Raw genomic sequence first — 23,790 nt, 5'->3', positions numbered from 1 at the left:
GAAATTATCAAAGAATTGAAGGAGCAGTTTAAAGAGAACGTGATGAAGGTAAAAGAGGAGTAGTTAAGACTTCACGTCTAGAACATCTCTCAAAGTATTCCCCAAAAGCATAAAAGCCATTACTAAACTCATAATTGCTAATCCTGGAATAATTGCCAAATAGGGCTTTCCTAATACAATATAATTATAATGGTTTTTGATCATAGCTCCCCAAGATGGAGTAGGAGGTTGCGCTCCAATTCCTAGAAAACTAAGTCCGCTTTCTATTAAAATAGCCGCAGCGAAATTAGCCGCAGAAATTACAATAATAGGTGCTAAAATATTGGGTAAAATATGTTTAAATATAATTCTAAAGTCGGAGAAGCCAAGGGCTTTAGCAGCTTCAACATATTGTTGTTCTTTGGTTGTAATTACTTGCCCTCTTACTACTCTTGCTACCTCTACCCACATTGTTAATCCAACAGCAATAAAAACCTGCCAGAAACCTTTCCCCAAGGCTAAGGTAATTGCAATAACTAAAAGTAAAGTAGGAATAGACCATGTAATATTGATGATCCACATGATAAATGCGTCTATTTTACCACCAAAATAACCAGCAAAAGCTCCAATGGGTATTCCGATAACCAATGAGATAAAAACAGCGATAAATCCAATAAAAAATGAGATTCTTGCACCAACTAGCAATCTACTTAATAAGTCGCGTCCATATTTGTCAGTACCTAACCAAAATGTTTTGTTTTCAATGAATGATTTTGGATTGTTGTTAAAAATGGATAAAGGATATGTTTTAACTAACCCATCGGAAGATTGAATGATTTCGAGGTGATCACTTTTTAAGGTGTACGATTTTATGGGGATTTCAGAATGGGTTTCCATTTTACCATTAAGAAATGTGTCGAAAAAGTTATTTGAGATTTTGTTTTTGGTGGGAAGCTTAAGTATTAAGGTATTGAAACCAGGTGGTTTTGAGTGAATTTCCAAATGCATTTGATTGGCATTACTGCTATTGTCTGGCGCTAATAAATAACAAAAAATAGCAATGAAGCCGCAAAATATGATGTAGGCTAAGCAAAAAAGCCCTGTTTTATTTCTCTTGAATTTTCTAAGTGCAATATGCCATAGAGAATTTGATTCACTCATAAGCCAAAACTAGAGAATAGAATTTTGTTCACCAACTCTTTTAAGAAAAATAGTAATCTTAAATATTCCAGTCATTGAAGTTTGAATCATTGGGTAGGTATTCCATTTCTAAGATGGTTTTTTTTAGAATATCTTCACCATGGAATTTTTCTACTAGGTGCAGAGATAAGTCAATTCCGGCGGCAATACCACCTGAAGTATATATATTACCACTGTTTACATACCTTTCTTCTCTCATTAGAAATCCTGTAGGTACTAGGTTTTCCATAAAATCAAAAGCATCATGATGAGTTGTATAACGTTTATTGTCGAGTAAATTTAATTTCCCCAAAAGCATAGCTCCAGTACAAACAGATGCTGTTATTTCCGTGCTTTTATGAACTTTATTTACCCATGTTAAAATCTCAGGCTCTTCAGTAATTATCTTTCGCGTAATAGAGCCACCTGGTATAATCAGAACATCAATTTCTGGATGTGAGTCGAAATCGAAATGTGGGTTGATGGATAATCCATTTCTGGCAATTACAGGATTGGATGTTTTTGCAACTGTAAAAACATTGAAAAAATCATTATTAATGTCAGCAGTAACCCCAAAAACTTCAAAGGGGCCAGCGAAATCTAAAACTTCGACCTCATCAAAAATTAAAATACCAACGTTTCTTCTTTTCATCTGTTTGTAATTTATAAGAGATACTTATGCTAAAAATACTACAAAAAGTGTATGTCTTTTAAAAACATCTCTTTTTTTACTTACTAGTTGTGATTTAGCTACTAGATGAGGTGCCCAAACTTATTTATAAGAATATAGTTAAGGAACTGGTTAAAAATAGGTGCTTTTTGAAGCTCCAGTGATAGATAAATCATCGTGTTTGGTAAGTACAATAACTTGAAGTTTTTCTTCATTGCCAACATATGTAGGAATATCCAAAGAGATCTCAGCTAGCTGATTTGAAGTTGGAACAAATTTTTCAGAAACAACAATGTTGCTGTTTTTTAAAGTTCTATTTCGATTTTCTCCTCGTTTAACTTGTGTTTGTCTACCTTTTAAAACCAGAATAACTTGCGTTTGTCTTGCGTCTGTATTTCCATTAATTTTAAAACTAATATTTACGTTGTTGCTATTTCGACTTGTTTTAATGATTTCTATTTGATTGCTAGTTTTTATTTTTAAGTGCTCTTTCACCTTTGAATACATGGCGGTTTCATTGGAGCCTACGAAATGTTCCTTCCCATTAATAACTAATTGAGGTGTATATATTGAGCGACTTCGAAATTTTCTGGCATATGCATTTTGCTTATTTGTATGCTTTGGGTCACTAAAAGGATCTTTCCACCCGATATAATTCCAATAGGAAACATGATACGAAAGAGCAAAAACGTTTTTATCGTCATAATCTTTGTTTATTCTGTCTAATAAATTGTCTGCGGAAGGACAACTCGAGCACCCTTGAGAGGTGAAAAGTTCAAGAACAGCTATGGGGTCATATTCAGTATATGTTTTATCGGTTGTGTAGAAGCCCAAAGTTATAAGGAAGCCCAAGATTAATGTTTTCATTTTATGGATTTTGCGATATAAATTTTGTTCGTATATCAGAGTTATTCCTTACTCACTAAAATGAGATTTAAAATATTTCGACGCTTGTGTTCGGGTTTTATAATTTGTCTATTTTGAATGCCTCATGTGTTTTTATCAAGACATTTGACTTAGAAGAAAATGTATTTAACAATGTCTTGATTTTTAGGTAGTTTCTTGGTTTTGAACTACGTTTTTCTATTTTTAAGGCTTCAATTGTTTGATAATCAATTAATAATAGATAATAAACTACAAAGGGATGGGGGATAAAAGAAAGGCTTTTTTAAAATTGCTTTTGATGTTTTTATTAATGACATCATGTAAGAAAAGTAAGGAGGAGGTCAAAATTACAAACGATTTGCCTAAAAAAGAGGTTGTCAAAAAAGCAAAAGAAATAGTAATTTCAAAAGAGAATGGAGACTTCAAGGCTTACAAAACTCAGGAAAAAATTATAGTGGATGGTATTGGAGAAGAACGAATATGGAACGATATTCCTTGGTATGGGATGAATTATATATGGATGGGAGACCCTGTGAGTTCTTCAGACTATCAGGGAAAATTTAAATTGGCTTGGGATGAAGAATATCTTTATATTTTGGTAGAGGTTGTTGATGATTATTTAAACGAGACACTTGCCAATGGGAAAGATAATTATTGGAAAGGTGATTATGTTGAGGTTTTTATTGATGAAGATAAATCTGGAGGGAATCATAAGTTTAACCATCAGGCTTTTGCTTATCATGTTTCGACAGAGGGACATGCAATTGATAAAAGTACAACTGAAGAAACCATCTTTTTTGATGATCATGTTGAGGTAAAAAAATCTCAGGAGGGTAATAAGTATCTATGGGAAATGGCAATAAAATTATACGATAATACATTTGATGAAAAATTGAAGAATAATATACCCCTGAAAATTACCGATAATAAATTAATAGGTTTTTCAATTGCTTATGGCGATAATGATGGTAACAATCGACGAGAGAATTTTATGGGATCAAAAAAGTATCATGGGAATAATAACGATGACGGTTATATAAATTCCGATGTTTTTGGAAGTGTTCTATTTGTTGAAAAGTGATTTAATATATACAGTTCAAAAATAAAGGGAAATTGCTTCGGCAATTCCCCTTTTAAATATTTTAGAAAGTGATTTATTTAAACAACCTCCACAAACAAACCTTCTCTGTTTTTTCAACTTTGGCAAGTTTGTTTTTGGTTAAAGTTTTGATGGGTATTTCGCTTTTTTTGAATGTCAAACTTCTTTATTGAATTCCTATAAATTCAACTTATTAAACTTATAAAAAAACATATATTTGGATTTTAATCGAAAAAAAAATTATGAAAAACTTGAACGTATTTTTAAAATGTAATCTCCTATTTGTTTTAATTAGTCTTTATGGTTGCAGTTGTCAAAGAAATCTCTCCTATATAAGTTATAAATCTGGTAAAAAGAAAATTAAGCTCACAGAGAATGAATATAAAAACTGGCAACATAAAGATATACAGCTTGATACTATTCCAGGGATAAGTCTAGATAGAGCGTATTCTGAAATATTAAGAGGAAAAAAAGGGAAAGAGGTTGTCGTTGCTGTAATAGACACGAAGTTAGATATTCATCACGATGAGCTAAAGGATAATATTTGGACAAATAAAAAAGAAATTCCTAGTAATGGTATAGACGATGATAAAAATGGGTATATAGACGATATAAATGGATGGAACTTTTTAGGAACTTTACAAGGGAAAGATATTTTATACCAGAATTCAGAAATAACCAGAATAGTTAGGGCTTACAAGGATAAATATGAAAATAAAGATAAAAATGGTTTGTCTGAAAAGCAGCTTGAAGAGTATAAGATGTACAAGAGAGTTAGGGGTATTTACTATTCAGAAGCAAAGAAAGCGAAAGCAAACATGAAGTACTTTGATTCAATTAGCATAGTTTATGTAAAAGCGAAACAAGAATTAAAGGAGCGTTTCAATAAAGAAAAATACATGCCGGATGAATTGGACAGTATTCAGAAATTAAATCCCGAATTAGAAGGGATGATAAAAGTGTTAAAGTATGCTCAGAGAAACAATTTTACAGAAGATAAGTTTAAAAGGTATTATAAATATTATAAAAACCTAATAACTTATGGTTATAATGTATCTTACAATGAAAGGGAAGGTTTGAATGAAAATAGTGAAGATATCGAAGACTCTATTTATGGGAATAATATTGTTTTTGGTGACGTGCCTTTTCAACATTCTACTTCTGTTTCTGGTCTTCTCGCCGCAAGCAGAGCCAATAATTTGGAGGTAAAGGGAGTTTCAGACAATATAAAAATATTGCCTGTAGTAATGGTTGCTACTGGTGATGAATATGATAAAGATGTCGCTCTGGCAATAAGATATGCTGTTGATAATGGTGCAAAAATTATAAATATGAGTTGGGGAAAACGTTTCTCATTACATTCAGATTGGGTAATTGATGCTGTTAAATATGCTAAAGAAAATGATGTTTTATTGATACATGGAGCAGGAAACGAGGCGACTAATACTGATGAAGAAGACTTTTACCCAATAGATAATGTAGCAGGAAAAGAGTTTGTGGATAATTTCATAGTAGTTGGAGCTAGTAGTTATTCATTAGACAAAAACTTAATTGCTAGATTTTCGAATTATGGAAAGGAAAATGTAGATGTTTTCGCACCAGGGAATTACCTGTATACAACAGATGTAAATAATAAATTTAAGTATAATAGTGGTACTTCATTAGCCACACCTTTAGTTTCTGGGGTAGCAGGTTTAATTTTTTCTTATTATCCAGATTTAACCTCAGCGGAGGTTAAAAATATTATTTTAAATTCGGGAGTAGAATATTCTATAATGGTTAAAGTGCCGAGAGAAAAAGGGAAAGAAATGCCATTTAATCAGATGTCTAAATCAGGAAAAATTATAAATGCTTTTAATGCACTTAAATTAGCAGGAGAGGTTTCCAAAAAGAAGAGACATTAAGTACCTTTTTTGACTATATCAGTTCTGTAATCTTTATGAAATTCTGAGAGTTATGAAAAATAAAAAGGAATTGCTAAACAAGCAATTCCTTTTTATTTTTGTATCTGTGTTATAGATTAAACAACCTCCACAAACAAACCTTCTTCTGTTTTTTCAACTTTCGCAAGTTTGTTTTTGGTTAAACCTTTAATGGTTTTATCCCATTTTTTATTGCTTAATCCACTTTGAGATTTTAACTCATTTAAATCAATCTTCTCAGCTTTTTCTATCAAAGCTAAAACAGCTTTTTCATCATCGTTTAATTCAACAGCTGGCGCTTGTCTTTCAGGCTTCATTTGTGGGAAGAAAAGTACTTCTTGAATTGATTGATTGTTTGTTAAGAACATAATTAAACGGTCAATACCAATACCTAATCCTGATGTAGGAGGCATTCCGTATTCTAACGCTCTTAAGAAATCTCGATCAATAAACTCTCCAGCCTCATCATCTCCTCTTTCAGCTAATTTTAATTGAGCCTCAAAACGCTCACGCTGATCGATAGGGTCATTTAATTCTGAGTAAGCATTGGCAATTTCTTTACCACAAACCATCAATTCAAAACGCTCAGTTAATTCTGGATTGTCTCTGTGTTCTTTACATAATGGAGACATTTCCTTTGGATAATCAGTAATAAATGTAGGTTGAATATAATTTCCTTCACATTTCTCACCAAAAATCTCATCGATTAACTTTCCTTTCCCCATAGTATCGTCTACTTCGATTCCCATTCCTTCGGCAGCAGCTCTGATTTCGTCTTCAGATTTATCAGAAATATCAAACCCGGTAAAATGCTTAATAGAATCTGCCATAGTTACTCTTGCATATGGCGCTTTAAAGTCAACCTCATGCTCTCCAAAAGTAGCTTTTGTAGTTCCGTTTACTGCGATAGCACAGTGTTCTAAAAGCTTTTCAGTAAACTCCATCATCCAGTTGTAGTCTTTATAAGCTACATAAATTTCCATTGCTGTAAACTCAGGGTTATGAGTTCTATCCATTCCTTCATTCCTGAAGTTTTTCGAGAATTCATATACACCATCAAAACCACCTACAATTAAACGCTTTAAGTAAAGCTCATTTGCAATACGCATGTACAAAGGAATGTCTAATGCGTTATGATGCGTTATAAAAGGTCTTGCAGCGGCACCTCCTGGAATTGGTTGTAAAATTGGAGTTTCAACTTCAAAATAACCAGCATCATTAAAAAACTGACGCATAGCATTGAAAAGTTTTGTACGTTTTACAAACACTTCCTTTACATGAGGATTGACAACAAGATCAACATATCTTTGGCGATAACGTAATTCAGGATCTGTGAATGCATCAAAAACATTTCCTTCGTTATCAACTCTTGGTTGAGGTAAAGGCTTTAATGACTTACTTAATAAAGTAAAGTTCTTTACCAGTACAGTTGACTCTCCAACTTGAGTTGTGAATAATTCTCCTTCAATACCAATAAAATCACCTATATCTAGTAATTTTTTATAAACTTCGTTATACAAGGTTTTATCTTCTCCTGTACAAATTTCATCTCTGTTGAAATATACTTGAACTCTTCCAAAGCTATCTTGCAATTCAGCAAAAGAAGCTTTTCCTTGAATACGACGAGACATTAATCTACCAGCAATAATAACCTTCTTGCCTTCCTTAAAATCATCTTTAATCTCTTTAGAATTAGTGTCTAAAGGATATAAATCTGCTGGATATGGATTAATACCAAGTTCTCTTAACTTGGCAAGCTTTTCTCTACGTACAACTTCTTGTTCTGATAATTGCATTGCTTTGTTTTTTACGTTTCTAAATTTAAAAGCGCAAAGATACGATCAATAAAATTATTAAGCAATGTAAAGAGGAGACAGATTTTATTCAAAAAAATGTGATTTTTTTGGTAGTTATAATTTAGTTTGTATATTTGCAGGCTGTCTTGTTGTAAAAGGCAGCGTTTAGTTGTGTTGTTAAGGTGCTGAATAGCACCATGGTTTTGTTACCAATGGAAAGCTTCCCTGAGATGGGTTGCTTTTTTTTGCTTTTTAGTTAATATCTTATGATAACTTTTTCAAACTCGTTTATCCAAGTGAGTTATTAGGTCTACCAAAAGTTGCCACTGTACTCCCAAAATTTAATAATAAATAAGACAAAAAAGATAGCAGCTACTGAGAACTTTATGGTTACTGAGGCTAGAAAACCAAGGAATGCTCCGAAAGAAGCTTTAAGAGCACGATTGGTGTCTTTACTATCGTACATGAGTTCTCCAATAAGTGCACCAACAAAAGCTCCAATTAGTATACCAAATGGAATTGGCGAGAGTAGTCCTACTATAAGTCCAATGGTTGTTCCGTACACTCCATATTTAGATCCGCCAAATTTTTTGGTTCCCAAGGCAGGAATGAAATAGTCTAAAATAAAAATGACCAAAGCAATAATAAAAGTGATAACCAAAAAAGAGGTATTCATTGGAACTGCTTTTGTTAGATGGAGTAGCCATAATCCTACCCAACCAGTTATGGGACCAGGTAGTACGGGTAAAAAAGAACCAATGATTCCTAAGCAAGAAAATAAGAAAGCTAAAATTAGTAAAAACGTATCCATAGAATAAATAGCTGAAAAATAGGGTATAATTTTTGTTCATTAATAAGACGATTTATGTTAAAGTTTGTTACAGTTCAACTAAAAAATTAGTTTAAACTAAAAAATTAGTTATATTTGAAAAAGCTATAAATAATTTCATCAATAATGAATAAACAATTAACCAAGGCCGAAGAGCAGATAATGCAGGTTTTATGGACTTTAAATGAAGCATCTGTTAAAGAGGTGATTGAAAAGTTGGAGGAACCTAAGCCAGCCTACAATACTGTATCTACAATTATTAGAATTTTAGAGACAAAGGAGTTTGTTGGGCATCGTCCAAAGGGAAGAGGGTATGTTTATTTTCCGTTGATAGAAAAGGATGATTACAGTAATCAAAGCGTTCATAAGCTCTTGAACGGATATTTTGGAGGGTCTTTTAAAAGTATGGTTTCTTTTTTCGTAAAAGAAAATAAGATGGATATAAAGGAATTGGAGAATATATTGAAGGAAATAAATAAAGATCAGAGATCATGATAAATTACATTATTCAAGTACTGCTTTTTCAGGCGCTGTTTATACTTATTTATGACTTGTTTTTAAGTAAAGAAACGTTCTTTAAAGGAAATCGATGGTACTTATTAGGAACCGTTTTTCTGTCATTACTTTTACCACTAGCGAAGTTTTCTTCAATAAAAGAATCGGTTGCAACGGAGTATATGATTATGCTTCCAGAGGTTGTTCTCTCGCCACAAAGAGTTATTGAGAAATCGCCCTGGTATGAATCTTTAAGTGCTTTAAATATTTTTATCTATTTAGGAGTTTCTGTATTCTTCTTAATCTTTTTAATGAAACTTGTAAAGGTGATGAGATTGATTTCTCGCAATCGCATAGAAAAAAGACAAGGTTATACTTTGGTTCTTTTGCCAGGGAGATCACGCGCATTTTCTTTTTTTGGATACATATTTATAGGAGAAAAACTTGAAGGAGAGAAAAGAGAAGAAATTATTGAACATGAACTAATTCATGTAAAACAAAATCATAGTATCGATTTATTAATTTTTGAGTTACTTCGAATAGTTCTGTGGTTTAATCCAGCCATTTATCTATATCATAAAAGAATAACATTAATACATGAGTACATCACTGATGCCGAAATGAGCAAGGTGACTAATAGACCTCATTATATAAACAGCTTACTCTCTGAAGTTTTTCAGGTTGAGAGTATTTCATTCATTAATCAATTTTATAAACATTCATTAATTAAAAAACGAATAATTATGATGACAAAAGAACAATCAAAAAAAGTTAAACGATTAAAATATTTGCTGCTGCTTCCTGCACTCGTGGGAATGATAGTGTATTCTTCCTGTATCAAGGCTGAAGCAAAAAATAAGTTGTTAAATACAATTTCCGTGAAATCAAATGGAGGAGATAAAGCTTCTGATAATTTAATAGTTCCAGTTAAAGCAGTAAAGAAACAGAAGGAGAGAGCTTCAAAGTCTAAAGTTAACGGAATTCAAGATAAGAAGTTTAAAAATGTAGCAAAAGGAACAGAAGTTTTAGAGAATAAGGTTTCGGAAAATACTGTTTTAAATGTAATACCTTTTTCAGTTATTCATAAGGCACCAACATTCCCTGGTTGTAAAGAGGGAGATAAAAAGTGTTTGAATAAAGGAATGGCAAACTTTATTAAAGAGAATTTTGATATGAAGGTTGCTAATAATTTAGGGCTAACTCCTGGTAGAAAAAGAATTTATGCCGTTTTTAAAATAGGTAAAAATGGAGTGGTATACGATACTCAGGTTAGAGCACCGCATCCTGCTTTAAAACAATATACTTTTGATGTCTTAAAAAAACTTCCTGAGTTTGTTCCTGGTGAAGACAAAGATGGAAATAAAGTTAATGTAGGGTATACATTACCAATTACCTTCTATATTGAAGGGGTTCAAGAGATTCCAGTGAAAGTAGAAGAAAGTTTTAATAATAACTACGAGAATTCTGGGATTCCACTATCACAAGCTCACAAATCACCGACATTTGTAGGGTGTAACGATGGAGATAAAAAATGTTTAATGGAAGGAATGGCTCAATTTGTTATTGATCATTTCGATATAAAATTAGCAAAGAGTTTAGATTTGGCTCCGGGGAAGAAGAGGATATATGGTGTTTTTAAAATTGGAAAAAACGGGGTTGTTTACGATATAAATGTAAGAGCGCCACATCCGAAACTTAAAGAGCACACAATAGAATTTTTGAAAAAGCTTCCTAAACTTGTCCCAGGGGAAGATAAGGATGGGAAAAAAATAAATATAGAGTATACGTTGCCTATTACTTTTGAGATAAAAAAGTAACAATCAAAAAAATAATTGCTAAAAATAAAAGCCTAGGCTTCCTGAATAAAAGAAAGATATAATCGAAATAAACTAAAAATAACAAATAATAGTAGATTACCATGAGTAAACAATTGACAAAAGCAGAAGAACAAATAATGCAGGTTTTATGGGATTTACAAGAAGCTTCAGTAAAAGAAGTAATTGAAGAGATAGATAGCCCGAAACCAGCTTATAATACCGTTTCAACAATTATTAGAATTTTAGAAACAAAAGATTTTGTTGGCCATAAGTCCAAAGGAAGAGGGTATGTGTATTTCCCATTGATAGCTAAGAATGATTATAGTAATCAAAGTGTCCAAAAGTTGGTTAATGGATACTTCGGAGGATCTTTCAAAAGCATGGTTTCTTTTTTTGTAAAAGAAAACAAGATGGATATCTCCGAATTGGAGAATATATTAAAAGAAGTGAATAAAAATAAGAAGTAATGATTAGTTACATTATTCAAGTATTATTGTTCCAAGTATTATTTGTCTTGGTATACGATTTGTTTTTAAGTAAAGAAACATTTTTCTCTAAAAATAGATGGTATTTATTAGGTACAGCTTCAATATCGTTTGTTTTGCCACTGATAAAATTTCCATCAGTAAAAGAGTCTGTACCATTAGAGTATACAATTATGCTACCTGAAGTGGTTTTATCTCCTCAACAAGTAATAGAAAAAACCTCATGGTATCAGTCTATTAATTATTTAGATGTTTTGTTTGTTTTTGGAAGCCTAGTGTTTTTTGTAGTGTTTCTTAGTAAGGTGTTGAAGGTTATTACTTTAATAAAAGAAAATGAAGTTATGGTAAAGAAAGGTTACAAGTTAATTTTGTTAGAGAAGTCCACCAATGCTTTCTCTTTTTTCAACTACATTTTTATAGGTAAAGGCATTCCTGAAGAAAAAAGAGAAAAAGTAATCAAACACGAACTCGTGCATTGCTCTCAGAACCATACAATTGATTTGTTATTTTTTGAATTGCTGCGAATAATTATGTGGTTCAATCCTATGGTATATGTTTATCAACATAGAGTGTCTCTTGTTCATGAATATATTTCAGATGCAGAAGTGAGCAAAGAAATAGAAAAAATTAGCTATATAAATAATTTACTATCTGATGTTTTTCAGGTAGAAAACATTTCATTCATTAATCAATTTTATAAACATTCATTAATCAAAAAACGAATAATTATGATGACAAAAAATCAGTCGAGAAAGATAAGACAACTTAAGTATTTATTATTGATACCAGTTCTTGGGAGTATGTTGTTTTATGCTTCCTGTAGTGAAAATCAGTTAGAAAAAGTTGAGAATAAACAATTACAAAAGGTTTATATCGGAACAAAAGGGAGATACCAAGAAACTAAAAAAGAAACGCATTTAGATTTGTTTATATCTCTTGATGGAGAATCTTTGGGGAAAGAAGTTTCGCAAGAAGAATTAAATAACGAAGAAAAGGAGGAGTTGTTAGAATTTAAGAATAACTTTTTGGATGGAATAAAGTCAAAAGATGATAATAAAAGTCCATTCTACTATAAATTATATGATTTTGAAGGGAGAAAAGTTATTGGACTTCATAGAGAAGCGTTCAAATTAAAAGCAACAAATTCAGTCTTTCGAAATGTTGATCATGTACCGTTTTCACAGGTTGATAAAATTCCAACTTTTCCAGGATGTGATGAAGGAGATAAATCTTGTTTTAACAAAAGTATGACAGATTTTGCCATGAAGTATTTTGATATGTCAATGGTAAACAAATTAGGGTTATTACCAGGTAAAAAAAGGATTTATTGTTTTTTCAAAATAGATAAAACAGGAAAAGTGGTAGATCTTCAGGCAAGAGCTCCTCATCCAGCATTGAAATTGGCAGCTATTGAAATGTTAGGTAAATTACCTAAAATGGTGCCAGGAGAAGAAAGGGGAGAAGTAGTTCGAGTAGGGTACACCTTACCAATAACATTAAATATAGAAGGATAATCAAAACAATTAATACAATATAATTTATGAAAAAGAGCTTATTAACTATTATTCTAACAGTAATGTTTTTTAAAGTCGAGGCACAGACCTCGACTTTTACTAAAGTTGATAGTTTGTTAAACAGAGGGAGGTATCAATCTGCTTTAAAACTACTAAAAGAGCAGCCAAGTACTTTTGAGACTAATAAAAAAATAGCGAGCATTTATAATAATCTTGAAAATATTCGTTCAGCTGCTTTTTACTATGAAGAAGCCTTAAAAATAAAAGAGAGCTATAGTGCCAGTGTAAAACTTGGAGCTATTTATGTTAAGCAGAAGAAGCTCAGTGCGGCCATAAAAATCTATGAGAAACTACATGAGCAAGATAAAGAAAACTTGTTCGTCACGTATCAATTGGGGAAGTTGTATGTTAAACTGAGAAAAGGGAAAAAGGCGCTGAGATTGTTTCAAGAATTGATAGAAAAAGATAACTCAAATGCTAATTATCATTATTATAAAGGGATGGCTTTTAAGTTACTAAAACAAAGAGACCCTAAGATGGATAGTTTCTTAGATGCATACGAAAGAGACGATACTCATATGAAATCTATTGAAAATTTGGCGGTTGATTATTTGCGTATCAAAGATCGTGATTCGTCTGCAATATTTGTAAATCAAGGGCTTCTCGTTAATCCAAATCACTTAGAATTGAATAAGCTTAAGATAAATGATTTATATAGAGAAAAGAAATTCGAAGATGCTCTTGTTCTTTTACAAAGAATTGATTCCATTAAGCCCAATGAGTTGTACACAAAGAAAATGTTAGGAAGAACCTATTTCAAATTGAAAGACTTTGAGAAAGCCAGAGAGTGTTTTAAAAAAGCAGGTAAAATTGATCGTAATGATTATAAAGTATATACTTATCTTGGAGATATAGAGTTCGAAGAGGAGAATTTTAAACGAGCAGACTTGAACTATAGTTTTGCGACTTTTATAGGAAAAGAGTATAGAGACACAGAATATTATAAATTAGGACTAACGGCCGAAAAACTTAAAGAGCCAAAAAAAGCGATTTTCCATTATGAGAAATCATTAAAAGAGAGTCGTGATAATTTCAGAGCCTTATATCGATTAGCTGTGGTTACCGAACACTTTTATGAAGATAAAAGAATCGCTTATAAACATTATAAGACATATTTAGAGCGATTTAAATCTCTCGATCAAAAGCTAACAAGTCATGCGGAAGAAAGATTGAAAGTGATTAAAAAGCATTACTTCAAACAAGGAGAAATTCTAGAATAATAGAGAAATGGTAGTAGTTCATTTTTAATGATGAATGGCAAGAAAATGATGTTAAAATGTTGGTTTTCTTGTGTTTAAAATAATTGGGAAAAACTTATGTGAACATTTTAATGTTAAGAATATGTTAATTTTAACAAATTTTAAAATGTTCTAATTATGAAAAAACTATTATTTGTAGTTACATGTATTGTCCTTTTTTTAGTGTCATGTAGTGACGACACTTCAGGGGAGTTAACTAGTCAAAATCTTTCAAGTCAAGAAAAGGATAAGAAAGAGGTGACTATCGTTTTTAATCAGGGAGATAACTTGGTTGAATCAATTGTAAATGTAGAAGAGAATAGAATTGTTTTTAAAAAGAATAGCCAATTAAATTTAAAAGGAAAAGAATATTTAGCTGCAGGGCAATTATCTACAGCGCCCAATGGGTTCTTAAGAAAAATTGTATCTGTTGTTCAGGAAGGAGATAAAATAATTGTTGAAACAGAAATCGCTGAGGTTACGGATTTAATGCCTGAGGGTAATCTTGATGTAATCTATAACTATGATAATATGGATCTCAAAAGACCTTTACGAACAGATAAAGGTGATTTGGTTTCATATAATACTTCCATGGAAAAAGGGGCTAATTTAGGAACCTTTACCATTTCTTTAAACAGAGTAATTTTTGATGCAGATGGGAATCATTCAACTACTCATGATCAAATTAAGGCAAACGGTAGTTTCTCGGTTCAGCCTTCTTTAGATTTTGGAGTTCGTTTCCATTGGTGGCAATTGCAAGAGTTTAGGACTATTATTACTAGTAAAAAAACAGCAAGCCTAGATCTTATTTGGAGTCATTCAGTTCCTTTATTTAAGCATAGTATTCCACTAGCTAAAATACCATTACCTCCAGTAACTTTTTGGATTGGATGGGTGCCAGTAGTAATTACGAATTCCGTAAATGTTACTTTAGATGCGAATGGATCTGTAAATGCCAGTATTTCAACTGGTGTTGAAGGAACGGTAACATTAAAAGAAGGGATTCGATATAATCGTGGTAATGGATGGAGTTATATTCATGATGCTTATGATTTAGGGTTTAGATTTAAGCCAATTTCGGCAACCGTAGGTTTTGACGCTTCGGTAGCAGTTAATGGAGAATTTGAAACTATGTTTTACGGTGTTTTAGGCGTTGGTATAGGCGCCAATGCAGGTTTTTATGTAAACGGAACCTATTATATTGATACAGATTTAGTAAGCTATATCGATTGGTTTGCTGGCTTTAGGGCCGGAATGCAAGCCTTTGCAAGGGCAGGTTTATTTGGTATTCCTGGCTTAAACTTTACATGGGGTTATCCTATTTGGACACAGAGTTGGCCGATAACCGAAGGACAAATAATGCTTTAAAGTATTAATTCATGCTTTAACCAGTAATAAATTTAGAACAGTGAAAATTAACAATAAAGCAACCTAATAATATATTAGGTTGCTTTTTGCTTGGTAATCATTTCTGATTGATTACTAGAATTATCTTATCACAGGTAAATTCAACCTGTCTTTAAAATGTTTTGAGAGTTGGTATCTACAAATTTGAATATGTAAATGAGGTTCTTATCGAGAGTAAAATTACTTTAGTAACCTCCCCGTTTAGGAAATCTCTGAAACGTTTGTCAATTTATGATAATTTTTTGGAATTATGTATTCGATATCCCCAAGGATTAAATATTTGTAAGTTATTCTCAGGCAGTATTCAATACATTCAACTTTAAAATATCGTTTAGATCATCGGTTCGGTATGGTAAATATTTTGAGAAACCTAGCGAGGTGTGTTAATGTGAACAGAGAAAAGCGATTACCTAAAGGAATATTATTTTTTTTTTAGTATTTTCATCACAAAACCAATGGGGTGAGAAACTGCTTTATTTTAGTGCTTATACTTTTTTACTTTGGTGCTTGTGATTATTTTTCCTTTAATAAAAAAGAGGATTTAAGAGCTAATCTAGATTTTACAAGTGTTGATGCTTACCCTACTTTTGTGTCTTGCGAAAATTTAGATGAATCGGAAAAAACGGCTTGTTTCAAACAAGAGATTAGGAAAAGAATAGCTTCAACTTTGGCGGAAGCGGATTTTACAGTTCAGGATGAAATTGACGAAACTATTGTGATTCATTTTACAATTTATAAAACGGGGGAGATAAAGTTGAAATCCATTCAGTCTTCACCCGAAATACACGATATACTACCATCTTTAGATAGTCTTTTAAAAGTTTCTATTAAAAAATTACCCAAAATAAAACCTGCTATAAAAAAAGGTTTTTCAGTAACAACACAGTATAAATTACCAGTAAAAATTTCGGTTAAAAGCCAATAAAATAAAATACCAGCTACATGTGTAACTGGTATTTTTTCATGAAAAAAAGGAAATGGTTAAAAGCTACATCTTAAATAACCTCCAAGGGTTCTTACTGGAAGTAAAGAGCCAAATTCAAAGGCTCCACCATTTCTGTTATTGTATGAGCCGTCAGGGTTGAGGTTAAAAGGTAAACTTTGATAAATATAACCAAGGTTTCTTCCAACAAAGCCAATGTTTAAATTGTTTACATTGAACATTTTTGCCCATTTATCTGGTAAGTTGTAATTAAGTCTCACTTCTCTAATAGCAATATATGTGTTGTCATGCACAGATTCTTCTTTACCACCGCTAAACTGTGTAAATCCAGCGTAATAATCGGTGGCCTTTAAAGGTTGAAGTAGGTAAACTCCGTTGGCATCTGTTCCTACTTTTTCTCTTGCTTGATCAAACGTTAGCCCACCAACATCCTGACCGTGTAATACAGTATTATTTGCAAAAACTCCGTCAGGAATAATTCCATCGTGCGAGTTAATATAATTAACCTCATTTTGATTGGTATTCGGATTGAAATAAGTATCTGTTTCTGTTCTTAAAACTCCACCATTGTTTTCATTTCTACCAAATGCGGTGTTTTTAAGCGCCCCTCTACTATATAACAAACCATAAGTTCCAGATAAAATATCTCCTCCGATTTTACTATCAAGAACTACAGAAAGTTCGAAGTTTTTATATCTGAATTGGTTAGATAATCCCAAAAGAAAATCAGGATTAGCATCTCCAATTACTGTTGGTTCTCCGCTTGGCAAATACTGCATATTAGCATTAAATACTTTGTTGTTGTTTTCATCTCTCATATAAGCATAATTCGAAACCATTGTTCCGAAACTTCCTGTAAGAGCTCCTCTAAGATTAACTTCACCTTGTCCTTGACGTGATTGTTGTACACTTCCTGAAAGACCTTTGAATCTATTAGTATTCTGAGCAAAATTTACTTGAGTTGTCCATTGAAAATTATCGTTAACAATATTTTCCGAAGTAAGGAAAACCTCCCAACCTCTGTTTTCAACATCAACTTGCATTTGTCTTATAGGGGTAGCACTATTTACTATCGGAGTAACCAATTCATACAAATGATTGTTTGTTGATTTTAGATAGTAAGTGGTTGCAATATTCAAGCGATCATTGAATAAACCTAAATCAAGATTGAATTCAGTTTCCCATGATCTTTCTACTGAAAACCCTACTTGGTAATTATTTTGAAGTCCAAAAACAGCACTGCTAGTGTAGTACGGTCTTGTAATCGTTCTGAATGATGGATATGGAAGTTCTAAATCGTTATTTACAGGATTAGAAATATGGTATAATCCTGTTACATTTCCAACTTCGGCATAGTTTGCTCTAAGCGATAACTTACTTAAAGTACCTTTCTTTACGGGGTTGAAATCTTGGAGGTCTTTAATGAGGTGATAGGTAACTCCTATAGATGGATATATCTGCTCTATATTGCTAAGCTGTCCTAGAGATTTCATGTAGTTATTTCGATCATATTTTACAGCAAGATGACCAAATAGTTTGTTTTTCCATGAAAGAATAGAACTGGCATGAACACCAAAAATTCCTACTTGGTTTGCATTATCTACATCTAAAGTACTTTCTAAAACGCGTTCATTTGGACTTCTATATCTTTCTATTATTTGACTTTCAAACCCTCTAATAAATGTAATAGGTACGGAGCTTTTAGGCAAATAAGCGTTACCGTAAATGCTTGACTTCGTATTGAAATATGATGCGGTAATTTGATTGTCAACAGATAAGTTTCCGAAATCTAAATGTTGCTTTAACCCTAAACTAGCAGTGAATTCAACGGTTTGTTCTTTAGCTTGATTGAAGTAGCTATGGGTGTTTTCATCAACGTATAAAACATATTCTCTTCTAAGGTCGTCTACATCTCTAAAGAATCCTGGCGCTAGCTCAGTAGTTTTTGTTTGATAATAGGTTGAATTTAAATTTGCATTCAAAGTAAGCGATGGACTCAATACTTGATCATAATTAACAAAACCGCGAAGAGTTAAATTGTCTTTCTGAGCCTTATGACCATATAACCACCAGTTCGATTCATTTTCCAAAACATTGCTTGTTGAGTTGTCCAAAATATTTGTTGGAGTGCTTATGAATTGATTTCCTAGTGAAGCGAAATTGTGAGCACCGATGGTTGGGGCATTTCTGCTTAAAGACTGAGTTAAAAAGGCGCCTACATTGATACTAGAGTTATCTGAAAAATCAATTCTGTTTTTTACGGTGAAACTATGTTTGTCAAAAGTATTGTCAAAGTAGTTTCCTTTGTTAATATTTCCAGTATATGAAAGGTATAGTTTGTTATTCTCACTTTTATTTGATGCAGATACATAGAGTGTTTGAGAATTAGCAGTTTCAAAATGACTTAAGTAATTATCACTTGCTACTGTAAGCCATAACGATCTGGTGTCACTTGGATCAATATCGTTTAAATTAATAAGATCTGGCTTCCCAAAAGTCTGACCAATACTAGAAGCTATGTTCGCATCAAAACTCCATCCGTCTTCCATAGTATTTCCTTTGGTGGTAATTTCAATAACTCCATTCAAACCTCTGGAACCGTATTTATTGGCATCTAAAGCAGATTTTAAAACGCGAATACTTTCAATATCAAAAGGGTTTAAATCTTTTAATGCATTTCCCCAGTCTTGTCCTCCGTTAGCATTGGCTCCTGAAGTTTCGTTACTTACTGGAATACCGTCAATAACGAATAAAGGTTGGTTATTTCCTGCAATAGACTTTTGCCCTCTTATAATAATACTCGTTCCTGAGGTAACACCTCCAGCAGTGGCATTCATTTGTAAACCAGCAACCTGTCCTCTAAGAATATTTACAGGGTTTGCTTCTAAGGTGTTTTCAATAACTTTCGATTCTAATGAAATACTAGATGAAAACTCTTTTTCAAGCTTTTTACTTCTGTTAGCTTTTACTTCAACGTTTTCAATTTGAAAAATTTTACTTTTTAGGTTGATTTCTTTAAAACCAGGACCTTTATAAATAACTTGTTTATTAATAAAAAACTCTGTTTTTATTGAAATTCGAACAGGAAAACTAGAAGCTTTTATTTCAAATAACCCGTCAAGATTCGTTACAGTCGTATTGCGGCTATTCTGTACTTTTATTAAAATGCCGGCAACAGGTTTTTTATTTTCATCTATTAGTTTACCTCTTATGGTCTGTTGAGCAATAACGATACTAGGTAGTAATAAGAGTATCGCTATTATATATTTTAGTTGTTTCATGATAATAGCATTCTTGGGCTCAATGTGTTTGAGCCTTGAATATTTATTAATTATATCTTTGTGTTTCTTAGGGGTTAAGCGCTGTAATTATTGGTAGTTAATAACAATTAATCGTAGTTGTTATGACCTTAATTATTCGTTGTAGTTAAATAATATAATTTTATGTCTGTCAGGGAATAGGTTTCTTTTAACAGGAACATCAAACTTAGGATGTGTGTAATTATATATGACTTCGTTAACGCTTGCCTGATCAGATACCAAATTTTGGTCTTGAGAGTTTCTAGGCATTTTACTAAATCTTACAACATTGTTCGTACTTCCAATAAAGGCTATGTTCTCTTCGATAATATTTAATGGGTAGCTTAACATAGATATTATTAGTGTTTCATGTATGTTTTGATAGGGATTTATCATTGCATCGTAATAGTAAAAACTAGTTCCGTTATATGAGTTAAGAAAAGTACTGTTGATGTTGTTGTTTTCATCAAAGCGAATCTCTAAAAAGTCATCAGTAATATATTCTGTTCCATCTAGAGTTTCTTTACTTATTCTCCAGGTATTACCTGTTTTTTCTAGAACTTTTCTCGAGGTATTACTAATTTGTAAAATAACCTTGTCCCCATCGAACTCTACCTTCATCGTGTTGATAAAGTCTAAAACACCATTTGAATAAGTCAAATTGAAATTATCAATTGATCGAAATGTAATGTTACTTAAGTTATTTTGTGAGTTGTATGAATACTTTTCTATAATATTTTGACTTTTATCGGTGATAGAAACAAGTTTAAAAGTTTCAGATAAAACTTTTCTATTTCCAATTTCCAAGTCTAAATTAGTTTCACACGAAGTAATAACTAAGATTAATATTAGGATTGAGGTTTTTATATATTTATTCATAATATTCAATTTTTGCCCAACTAAAGAAATAAGGGCCAGGTCTGTAAATTTCGGTAGGAAGTCCCTTTTCGTTAAAGTCGTAAGTATATGCCATTGGAGACCAATAGTCATTTACGAAATCATGAGGAATGAATTCTTTAAAGTTTAATCTATGTGCTTGCTTGAAGGCAATTTTAGTGTCTAATCCTCCAAAATGATTAGGAGTTACCCAAGCTGTTTCCATATTTTGACAAAGAAGCAAAACATCACCACCGTCTATTTCTCTTATATAGTTTGTTAGATTAGGATGAGTGGCTTGAAAAGTTTCCTCCTCTGGCACTATTAAAGTATAATCAGGTTCAATAATGTCAACAAATTTACCTTTATCGTTATAGCGATAAATTTCTTTAACTTTCATCTTATTGGCGTCATCTCCATAATAAGAGAAACGGAACATTATTTTTAGTTTATGATCGAAAGTATTGTCACCACCGAAATAGATTTCGGTTGTTCTCCCTAAATCGTCGTAATTGAATTTGTATTTCCAATGATACAACCCATCTAAATCTCTGAAATATTTAATTCGACCTCTCGATGTGATTTGAAAATTATTTGCGCTTTCATATTCAGCGAAATCGTTGTCTTCAACACATGATATGAAAGACAATAACATCGTGAATAAAATGAATTTTATGATTTTATCTACTGAGTTCATAAGCTCTATTTATGTTAAAATATAAACTGTTGTCACTTGGATTAATATTAGGTAAAGGTTGGAAGTTGGCCTCTTCTGATAAGGTGCTGTTTTCTAATTGAGAGTCAATAAGTAATTGACGTATTTCTTTAGCACTTTTTTCGGGGGTTGAAGACCATAAACAAGCGATGTTTGAAGCTAATAAAATACCTGCTGTTCTCGAATAATAATTAGCATCTCCTCGAATATCTTTTACGTAAAGATCAAGCCCAAAAGCATCTGGCTTTGTTCTACCATCGGCGGTAGTGGTAACGCTTGTGTTCATTCGGTAGTTATTAGTCCAAGAGCTAAAGCTTCCTCCGTAAGTAGAAATAATATTTTCAGCATCATTTGGAGCTATTAATGTTGGTTCACCCCAAGTTGATCCTGTTAAAAGATTAACTACGAGCATGTCTTTTTCGAAGGCAATATCAACTGCTCTTGATGAAAACGCTACTTTTCCATCTAGTTCTTCCGGTTGATAGTTTGCATTAGGATCATCAAAATTACCACCATAAGTATGTTTAGAGCTTATGATGTGTATTCCAACACTATCGGCTCTTTCAAGAGTTTTAACCCATAAAAGCTCGTCAATTTGTTCTTCATGTAAAGTGCTTTCAGGTACATATAGCGCATAATTGGCGCGAGGAGCGGCTCCAATATATTGATCCTCTACAATTGCAGCGGCATATTCCAAATCTTTAATACCATCGTTTGCTACGGCATCTACCTCATTGATTTTTTTAGGAATATGGTAAGTGTCAATAAAACGATTTTCATGGGCAATATGAGCAAGTGCTGATTTTTGCACTGCGTCAAGAGCACCGCTAGCTCCAGAGTGGTCAGCAAAATTAAAACCATCAGCTAAAATTGCAATAGAAATTCCTTGTCCAAAAAAACCTTTAGAAAGCAATGAATTATTGTGGAATGTTAGAAAATCTTCATTATGCCCATAGTTTGAATTTTCAAAATTTTCAATTACAGGAGCATTATTACTCAAAGGAGCCATAAGGGTGTTCAGTCTATTAATACTGTTAACATTGTTTTCATAAACACTTAAATCCTTATTCTCTCCAAAAGTTTCAATTCGTTCAATAAAATCGAGTCCGGCTAAATCTTCTACCTTAAAAACTTTGTCAGTAGCAATAACTGCTGCATTAAACCATTTAGTGGTAAGTTCAATATCTACATCGACCGTTTCTTTAATGCGCCTTAAATATTCTTTAGAAACAGGTAAGTCTAAACTGTTGTATTCAATATTGTGAAGAGAACGTTTTAGTTTTGCCTCAGGACTGAAATAATTTTCGGCGTCAGAAATTTGTTGATCTCCTTTATCCTTAAAGTGTATTAAATAGAACTCCGTTTTTAAAGTTCTTGGGGTTATTTGATCGTCATATTTAGCATAGAGCTCTTGATCTATATCGTTTCTACAATTTGAGAAAAGAAGCCCTAAAACAATAAAGAAGAGTGTTTTATTAATTAGTTGTTTATTTATCATTGTTTAAAGTTGTCTTGTTTGTTGATGATTTGATATTCAAATGTGTAGTGCCCGAATCCAGTTACGGTATTGTAATCTAAGTCGTCAAAACCATCAAAAATATCTTTGTATGGACTAATAATTCTTAGTTTTACATAGTGTTTTCCATCAGCGGTTTCAATGAAGAAAGACCTGTTTTTAATAGGTTTAAAAATAGCTGCGTTTACAATAACATACCATGAGCGCGTCCCTAGCCCTTCACCTAATGCCCAGTCCTCATTTTCTTCGTCATCACCTTTTAAAAGGGTAACATCTGGTTTTGCTAAGATGGTACTATAATTTCTGTCGATAATAGCACCTTTTCCATTTCCATCTCTGGTAACATCTGGTGAAGAAACTCCTCCGTTGATATAAAGTTGTCTAAGACCGAAGCCAATATCCCAGTTATCGCCTTCGGGCTCTTTTACTAAAATTCCTTTCTCGAAATTGAAAAAAGCGATATGGCGCCATGAGGTAACGGCGGTTCCTGACTTATGATCTAAGTTTTCAATTCGAATATTTGTTTGTAATTCGACATTCTCTCCATTGCCATCTAAGCCTGGAGGAATAACCTTATCGTGCTCACTGCATGATGTTAAGAATAGGGTGCACAAAATGGCACAAATTAGTTGCTTCATATTTCTACTTTTGATAATTAAAATTGCTTACCGAGTGGTTATCTTATGTTGGTAAAGCAAGGGGATTATTGGTTTGTAGTTTTCGGGTATTTAAGTTTTGCTTCAATAGAAGTGCTTTCTAAATCATGGATTTATTTATGATTTAGAACAAGTTTTTTAGTCTTGCTTTGTACCTTCTATAAAGATTCAGATATAGTTGATTTAGATAAGAGGCAGGACTATTGTTGCCTAAACTTTCTTGAATATTTGCTGAAGGAAATATTGGTGCCGAATAATACTGTTCTTGTGAGCTAGAAGTAAGATCAACAGGTGTAAATAGACATTGTATGTCAAAATACATTACCTTCATATTTATTTAGATTTAATAAAAATAAAGGCAAAAATATCTATTTTATACAAACGAGCAATATTTATTTTCTTAATTTTTT

20 protein-coding genes are annotated in these 23,790 nt (G+C 32.4%); 9 read left to right on the top strand and 11 right to left on the bottom strand.

The genetic code is table 11. The annotated features are described in order from the left end of the window. Window positions 1–63: 63 nt before the first annotated feature. From ACKTTV_RS10275 to ACKTTV_RS10265, 3 genes are all read right to left on the bottom strand, one after another. Window positions 64–1,140 carry an ABC transporter permease gene (locus ACKTTV_RS10275; RefSeq protein WP_408030757.1) on the bottom strand — a complete coding sequence of 359 codons (1,077 nt, stop codon included), beginning with the start codon at window positions 1,138–1,140 and terminating at the stop codon, window positions 64–66. Window positions 1,141–1,198: 58 nt separating this feature from the next. Then, window positions 1,199–1,810, bottom strand: coding sequence for a DJ-1/PfpI family protein (locus tag ACKTTV_RS10270; RefSeq protein ID WP_408030756.1), 612 nt, complete (start codon window positions 1,808–1,810; stop codon window positions 1,199–1,201). A 150-nt stretch (window positions 1,811–1,960) separates the two neighbouring features. Then, complete coding sequence (locus ACKTTV_RS10265) at window positions 1,961–2,695, bottom strand: DUF1223 domain-containing protein (protein ID WP_408030755.1); 735 nt, start codon at window positions 2,693–2,695, stop codon at window positions 1,961–1,963. 277 nt (window positions 2,696–2,972) lie between these two features. Between ACKTTV_RS10265 and ACKTTV_RS10260 the strand changes: the two genes are divergently transcribed. Beyond that, window positions 2,973–3,794: a sugar-binding protein gene (locus ACKTTV_RS10260; RefSeq protein ID WP_408030754.1), complete on the top strand. Its 822-nt coding sequence runs from the start codon at window positions 2,973–2,975 to the stop codon at window positions 3,792–3,794. Window positions 3,795–4,054: 260 nt separating this feature from the next. Continuing rightward, entirely contained in the window at window positions 4,055–5,716 is a 1,662-nt protein-coding gene (locus ACKTTV_RS10255) for a S8 family serine peptidase (protein WP_408030753.1), read from the top strand. Window positions 5,717–5,832: 116 nt separating this feature from the next. Here ACKTTV_RS10255 and lysS read toward each other — a convergent pair whose 3' ends face one another. Together lysS and ACKTTV_RS10245 are read right to left on the bottom strand one after the other, a co-directional pair. After that, complete coding sequence (lysS, locus tag ACKTTV_RS10250; RefSeq protein ID WP_408030752.1) at window positions 5,833–7,530, bottom strand: lysine--tRNA ligase; 1,698 nt, start codon at window positions 7,528–7,530, stop codon at window positions 5,833–5,835. A gap of 310 nt (window positions 7,531–7,840) precedes the next feature. After that, a complete protein-coding gene (locus ACKTTV_RS10245; RefSeq protein ID WP_408030751.1) occupies window positions 7,841–8,341 on the bottom strand; it encodes a DUF456 domain-containing protein in 501 nt (166 codons plus the stop codon). A 144-nt stretch (window positions 8,342–8,485) separates the two neighbouring features. Between ACKTTV_RS10245 and ACKTTV_RS10240 the strand changes: the two genes are divergently transcribed. From ACKTTV_RS10240 to ACKTTV_RS10210, 7 genes are all read left to right on the top strand, one after another. Beyond that, window positions 8,486–8,854, top strand: a complete 369-nt coding sequence (locus tag ACKTTV_RS10240; protein WP_408030750.1) for a BlaI/MecI/CopY family transcriptional regulator — start codon at window positions 8,486–8,488, stop codon at window positions 8,852–8,854. Further along, window positions 8,851–10,671 (top strand): energy transducer TonB, encoded by a 1,821-nt coding sequence (locus tag ACKTTV_RS10235; protein ID WP_408030749.1) that lies wholly within the window; start codon window positions 8,851–8,853, stop codon window positions 10,669–10,671. The genes ACKTTV_RS10240 and ACKTTV_RS10235 overlap by 4 nt, the downstream gene beginning before the upstream one ends. Before the next feature lie 101 nt (window positions 10,672–10,772). Next, a complete protein-coding gene (locus ACKTTV_RS10230) occupies window positions 10,773–11,138 on the top strand; it encodes a BlaI/MecI/CopY family transcriptional regulator (protein ID WP_408030748.1) in 366 nt (121 codons plus the stop codon). Further along, complete coding sequence (locus ACKTTV_RS10225) at window positions 11,138–12,670, top strand: M56 family metallopeptidase (protein ID WP_408030747.1); 1,533 nt, start codon at window positions 11,138–11,140, stop codon at window positions 12,668–12,670. The genes ACKTTV_RS10230 and ACKTTV_RS10225 overlap by 1 nt, the downstream gene beginning before the upstream one ends. A gap of 26 nt (window positions 12,671–12,696) precedes the next feature. Then, window positions 12,697–13,950, top strand: a complete 1,254-nt coding sequence (locus ACKTTV_RS10220) for a tetratricopeptide repeat protein (protein ID WP_408030746.1) — start codon at window positions 12,697–12,699, stop codon at window positions 13,948–13,950. Between the two features lie 156 nt (window positions 13,951–14,106). After that, entirely contained in the window at window positions 14,107–15,336 is a 1,230-nt protein-coding gene (locus tag ACKTTV_RS10215) for a hypothetical protein (RefSeq protein WP_408030745.1), read from the top strand. 520 nt (window positions 15,337–15,856) lie between these two features. Next, on the top strand, window positions 15,857–16,300 hold the full coding sequence (locus ACKTTV_RS10210) for an energy transducer TonB (RefSeq protein ID WP_408030744.1): 444 nt from the start codon (window positions 15,857–15,859) through the stop codon (window positions 16,298–16,300). Between the two features lie 56 nt (window positions 16,301–16,356). On the opposite strand, the gene ACKTTV_RS10205 is transcribed toward ACKTTV_RS10210, so the two are convergent. The 6 genes from ACKTTV_RS10205 to ACKTTV_RS10180 all read right to left on the bottom strand — a co-directional run bounded on the left by ACKTTV_RS10205 (window position 16,357) and on the right by ACKTTV_RS10180 (window position 23,711). Next, window positions 16,357–19,599 carry a TonB-dependent receptor plug domain-containing protein gene (locus ACKTTV_RS10205; RefSeq protein WP_408030743.1) on the bottom strand — a complete coding sequence of 1,081 codons (3,243 nt, stop codon included), beginning with the start codon at window positions 19,597–19,599 and terminating at the stop codon, window positions 16,357–16,359. 132 nt (window positions 19,600–19,731) lie between these two features. Then, a complete protein-coding gene (locus ACKTTV_RS10200) occupies window positions 19,732–20,496 on the bottom strand; it encodes a hypothetical protein (RefSeq protein WP_408030742.1) in 765 nt (254 codons plus the stop codon). Next, window positions 20,489–21,190 (bottom strand): hypothetical protein, encoded by a 702-nt coding sequence (locus tag ACKTTV_RS10195; protein WP_408030741.1) that lies wholly within the window; start codon window positions 21,188–21,190, stop codon window positions 20,489–20,491. The genes ACKTTV_RS10200 and ACKTTV_RS10195 overlap by 8 nt, the downstream gene beginning before the upstream one ends. Continuing rightward, window positions 21,174–22,706, bottom strand: a complete 1,533-nt coding sequence (locus ACKTTV_RS10190; RefSeq protein WP_408030740.1) for a S8/S53 family peptidase — start codon at window positions 22,704–22,706, stop codon at window positions 21,174–21,176. The genes ACKTTV_RS10195 and ACKTTV_RS10190 overlap by 17 nt, the downstream gene beginning before the upstream one ends. Then, entirely contained in the window at window positions 22,703–23,362 is a 660-nt protein-coding gene (locus ACKTTV_RS10185; RefSeq protein ID WP_408030739.1) for an HmuY family protein, read from the bottom strand. Before ACKTTV_RS10185 ends, ACKTTV_RS10190 begins: the two co-directional genes overlap by 4 nt. Window positions 23,363–23,504: 142 nt before the next feature. Next, window positions 23,505–23,711, bottom strand: a complete 207-nt coding sequence (locus tag ACKTTV_RS10180; protein ID WP_408030738.1) for a hypothetical protein — start codon at window positions 23,709–23,711, stop codon at window positions 23,505–23,507. Window positions 23,712–23,790 lie beyond the last annotated feature (79 nt).

Origin of the sequence: Tenacibaculum xiamenense (assembly GCF_964513065.1) — a bacterium.
Classification (GTDB): domain Bacteria; phylum Bacteroidota; class Bacteroidia; order Flavobacteriales; family Flavobacteriaceae; genus Polaribacter; species Polaribacter xiamenense.
Note: the sequence above shows the minus strand (reverse complement) of the source record. Positions and strands in the feature narration are given on the sequence as shown.